Origin of the sequence: Streptosporangium sp. NPDC001681 (assembly GCF_040298085.1) — a bacterium.
GTDB lineage: Bacteria > Actinomycetota > Actinomycetes > Streptosporangiales > Streptosporangiaceae > Streptosporangium.
In genome coordinates this window covers 1-4642 of the sequence record NZ_JBEOZN010000260.1, presented here as the reverse complement: position 1 = coordinate 4642, position 4642 = coordinate 1, and the positions used below count along the sequence as shown (strand labels likewise).

Here is a 4642-nt window from a genome sequence, read left to right as displayed (position 1 = left end):
CCCTATCTCGGCACCGGGTGTTGTCTTGTTCGTTGTGTGTCGTGGTGTGGGTTGCAGTGGCGTTGGGGGGGGGCGGTGGGATCCCACCGCCCCGCCCGCGTCGTGGTACCGGCTGAGGCCCGGCTCCGTCCCGCCCGGCGCGCCGAAGGCCACCGGAAGGGGTCGTCTCAGGCGGAGGATCGCTCGACCAGGTGGGTGTCGAGTATCACCACCGGCTGCTCCAGGTGCTCGCCGTTGATGCGGGAGACGAGGAGGTGGGCCATCTGCCGGCCCATCGACTCGGTGGGCTGGTGCACGCTGGTCAGGGCGGGGGAGGAGTGCGCCCCGGCGGGCGAGTCGTCGAAGCCGATCACCGCGACGTCGCCGGGGATGCTCTTGCCCTCCTCACGCAGCACCCGCATCGCGCCCAGCGCCATCGGGTCTGAGGCGGTGAAGACGGCGTCCAGGTCGGGGTTCTCGGCGAGCAGCTTGCGCATTTCGGCCATGCCGCTCTCCTCGCTGAAGTCGCCGTACGCCACGATCTCGCTCAGGCCGGTCGCGAGCAGCGCGTCACGGTAGCCCGCGAGCCGGTCCACGCCCACGCCCATGTCCTGCGTTCCCGCGATGGTGGCGATCCGGCGACGGCCCCGGCCCAGCAGGTACTTGACCGCCTGCCTGGCTCCGGCCCGGTTGTCCACGTCGACGTAGCTGTAGGGGGTGAGGCCGACAGGGCGGCCCCCGATGACCGTCGGCACGCCCATCGCCTCCAGCCTTCCCGGCAGCGGGTCGGCACCGTGCAGGGAGATCAGCAGCACCCCGTCGACGTGCTGTCCCGTCAGATAGTGCTCCAGCCGTTCGTGCTCCTGCTTCGACTGGGCCATCGCGAGGATCAGCTGCAGACCGGTCTCGGACAGTGCGGAACCGATGCCGCGGATGGTTCCCGCGAAGTACGGCTCGTCGAAGACCCGCAGCTCGGACTCCGATACGACCAGCGCCACGGTGTCCGTGCGCCGGGTGACCAGCGCGCGCGCAGCCCGGTTGGGCACATAGCCCAGTTCCTGGATCGCCTGCAGCACGGCGTCGCGGGCCTTCTCGCTCACCTTCGGTGAACCGTTGATGACCCGCGACACCGTGCCTCGGCCGACTCCGGCCAGGGCCGCGACCGCCTCAAGCGTCGGACGACGGTCGCCGTTCATGTGTTTCAGCCCCCCGTGGTGAATTCGCCGGCCCCTATTCTGTCGGACCGTTCAGGCCTCCGCGCCTGATCGTCCCGGCATACCAGAGAGCGCTCTCTTTGGGAACTCTAGTTTGCGTCTCATAGTCGACGTGCACCAGTCCGAACCGCTTCCCGTACCCCCACGCCCACTCGAAGTTGTCCATCAGGGACCAGGCGAAGTAGCCCTCCAGCGGGATCCCCGCCTCGATCGCGGTGTGGCAGATGCGCAGGTGGGCGTCGATGTAGCCCACCCGGTCACGGTCGTGGACGACGCCGTCGGGTCCCACGACGTCGTCGAAGGCCGCGCCGTTCTCCGAGATGACCAGCGGGACGCGCGGGTACTCGGCGGCCAGCCGCTGCAGGATCTCCAGCAGCCCCGAGTCGTCGATCTCCCAGCCCATGGCCGTCACGGGACGTCCGCCCTCGACGAACGAGACGTGCTCGCTGCCGACCCAGGGTGACCCGGTGTCGGTGGGCGCCGCCGCGGCCGACGCCGCGCCGCCGGGGGTTCCGGAGACGGTGAAGCGGCTGTAGTAGTTGATCAGCAGCTTGTCCAGCGGCGTTGAGATGGTCTCCATGTCCCCGTCCTGGACGAGCCCGGCCGGCCGGCCGAGGTCCTCCAGCACGTCGGCCGGGTACTCGCCCTTGAGCAGGGCGTCCAGGAAGAAACGGTTCTGCAGCCCGTCGATGCGGCGGGCGGCGTCCTGGTCGGCCTCGGAGGCGGTCTGCGGCGTGATCGCGTACAGGTTGACGCAGCCGCCGATGACGCTCTCCGGGCGCTGGGCCCGTATCGCCTGCGCGGCCAGGCCGTGCGCGAGCAGCAGGTGGTGGGCGGCGTACACCGCCTTGTCGGGCTCGCGCCGCCCGGGGGCGTGCTCACCCGAGGCGTACCCGAGGAACGCCGAGCACCAGGGCTCGTTGACGGTGCTCCAGTTGCGGACCCGGTCGCCCAGCGCGTCGTGCACGGCCGCCGCGTAGTCGGCGAAGCGCTTCGACGTGTCCCGTGCCGGCCAGCCGCCCGCGTCTTCCAGGGGCTGGGGCAGGTCCCAGTGGTAGAGCGTCACCCACGGGTCGACGCCCCGGGAGAGGAGCTCGTCGACCAGGCGGCTGTAGAAGTCGATGCCCTTGAGGTTGACGGGGCCGTGTCCCTCGGGCTGGATCCGGGGCCAGGAGATGGAGAACCGGTACGCGCCGAGGCCGAGTTCGGCCATCAGCCGCACGTCGTCCCGGTAGCGGTTGTAGTGGTCGATGGCGACGTCGGCGTGCTCGCCGTTCACCACCCGGCCCGGCTGCTTGACAAAGGTGTCCCAGATGGAGATGCCGCGGCCATCCGCCGAGACGGCGCCTTCGATCTGGTATGCGGAGGTGGCCGCGCCCCAGACGAAACCTGTCGGGAACACCAGATCCGGGGTCTGAATCTGCGTCTCTTGCGTGGTCACGCTTTAACCGCACCTTCCATGAGTCCGCCGACGATCTGACGGCCGAACGCGATGAAAACGATGAACAGGGGGAGGACCGATGCCGCGGTGCCGGTGAACAGCATCACGTAGTCGGTGCCGTGGGCCTGGTTGAGCGCGGCGATCGACGTCTGGACTACCGGGTTGTCCGGGTTCAGCACGATCAACGGCCACATGAACTCGTTCCAGGTCTGCATGAAGACCAGCAGTGCCAGCACCGCCATTCCCGGCCGTAGCGCCGGCAGGATGACGTTCGCGTAGATGCGCATGGTGGAGGCGCCGTCGACGCGGGCCGCCTCGACCAGTTCGTCCGGCACCGCCTGGGTGGCGTACTGGGTCATCATGAAGACCCCGAAGCCGTTGACCAGGAAGGGCAGGATCACCGCCTTCAGCTGGCCGGTCCAGCCGAGCGTGACCATGAGCTCGTACAGCGGCACGACGCCCATCTGCTGGAGCGGGACCATCATCGTCACCAGGATCAGGCCCAGCAGGATCTTGCTGCCCCGGAAGCGCAGCTTGGCGAAGGCGAAGCCGGCCAGGGTGGAGATGAGCACCACGGAGAGGGTCACGGTGACCGAGACGATGGCCGAGTTGACCAGGCCGGTCATGAAGTAGGCGTCCTCGGTGGACAGGAGCCGTGAGATGTTCTCGCCGAGGTGGCCGCCGGGGAGCAGCGGCGGCGGTACGTCGATGGCCTCCTCGTTGGTCCGGGTGGCCATGATGAACATGTAGTAGATGGGGAACGCCGACAGCACGAGCGCGAAGGCCAGGACGACCTTCGTCAGCGGGCCGGCGTCCCAGATGCGGTTCCGTGCGGCCGACGGGCCGGAAGGCCGCCGTGAATGCGCCGGGGGCCGCCTGGACTGGATGGCCGTCACTTGGAACCCCCGATGCGGCGGGTGAAGGAGTAGTTGATGAGCGTCCCGACCAGGATCAGCGCGAACAGCATCCACGCGGCGGCCGAGGCGTAGCCGAAGTCGAAGTCGCGGAACGCCTCCTTGACGATGAACATGGCCACGGTCTGGTATTGGCCGGTGGTGCCGCCGGCCATCGTCGGGTTGCCTTCGAACATGACCGGCTCGGTGAACAGCGTCAGGCCGCCGATGGTGGAGATGAACACCACGAAGACGATCGTCGGGCGCAGCATCGGGATGGTGATCTGCCAGAACTGCCGCCTGGCCGTGGCCCCGTCGATGGCGGCGGCCTCGTAGAGATCCTTGGGGATGGTCTGCATGGCGGCCAGCAGGATGATGGCGTTGTAGCCGGTCCAGCGCCAGTCGATCATGGTGGAGATCGCGATCCACGCGGACCACTTCTCGTTCTGCCAGTTGATCGCGTCGGTTCCGAAGAGGCCCAGGAACCAGTTGATCATGCCGTAGTCACGCCCGTACAGCTGGGTGAAGACGACGGCGACGGCGACGACGGAGGTGATCAGCGGCAGCAGCACGCCGAGGCGGAAGAAGAGCCGTCCCCGGATGCGCTTGTTGAGCGCGTTGGCCAGCACGAGGGCGAGGACGAGCTGCGGGGTCGTCGACATGACGAACATGCCGAGAGTGTTGATCACCGCGTTCCAGAAGGCCTCGTCGGTGATCAGCTCGATGTAGTTCTCGAGGCCGACGAAGGACTTGTCCCCGGCGAGCTCCCAGTCGTGCAGCGAGACCCAGAGGGTGTAGCCGAGCGGGAAGATGCCGAAGATCGCGAAGAGGAGGAAGTACGGGGAGACGAGGAAGTAGGGGGTCGCCCGGAGGTCGAACCGGGCCCATCCACCGCCTCGCTGCGGTCCGCCTGCCCCCGCCGACCGGCGGGGGCCGGGCTGTGGAGGGGCGGCAGGGGAGTCGACGTGCAGTGTCATCAACGGAGCCTTTCAGCGGGGGCAGGCGACCGGGCCCGGGGGGGGGTGACCCCCCCCCGGCCCGGGGGGGGGGGGGGGGGGGTGAGCCCCCCCGCCGTTAGGCGGCCGCGGTGAAATATGGGCCGGCCGGGGGGGAGG

Annotated in this window: 4 protein-coding genes; all 4 read right to left on the bottom strand. The window is 68.8% G+C overall.

Annotated features, from left to right (window positions below; translation table 11 throughout):
* Positions 1-167: 167 nt before the first annotated feature.
* From ABT130_RS47020 to ABT130_RS47005, 4 genes are read right to left on the bottom strand one after another with little or no spacing between them, the layout of a single operon-like run.
* Complete coding sequence (locus ABT130_RS47020) at positions 168-1175, bottom strand: LacI family DNA-binding transcriptional regulator (RefSeq protein WP_030908950.1); 1008 nt, start codon at positions 1173-1175, stop codon at positions 168-170.
* A 34-nt stretch (positions 1176-1209) separates the two neighbouring features.
* A complete protein-coding gene (locus ABT130_RS47015; protein ID WP_350920622.1) occupies positions 1210-2634 on the bottom strand; it encodes a GH1 family beta-glucosidase in 1425 nt (474 codons plus the stop codon).
* Positions 2631-3530 (bottom strand): carbohydrate ABC transporter permease, encoded by a 900-nt coding sequence (locus tag ABT130_RS47010; protein ID WP_451936441.1) that lies wholly within the window; start codon positions 3528-3530, stop codon positions 2631-2633. The genes ABT130_RS47015 and ABT130_RS47010 overlap by 4 nt, the downstream gene beginning before the upstream one ends.
* Entirely contained in the window at positions 3527-4504 is a 978-nt protein-coding gene (locus ABT130_RS47005; RefSeq protein WP_350966413.1) for a carbohydrate ABC transporter permease, read from the bottom strand. The genes ABT130_RS47010 and ABT130_RS47005 overlap by 4 nt, the downstream gene beginning before the upstream one ends.
* Between the last annotated feature and the right edge of the window lie 138 nt (positions 4505-4642).

Coding starts and splice junctions, on each gene's coding strand:
- ABT130_RS47020 (WP_030908950.1), bottom strand. CDS start 1,175: ATGAACGGCGACCGTCGTCCGACGCTTGAGGCGGTCGCGGCCCTGGCC.
- ABT130_RS47005 (WP_350966413.1), bottom strand. CDS start 4,504: ATGACACTGCACGTCGACTCCCCTGCCGCCCCTCCACAGCCCGGCCCC.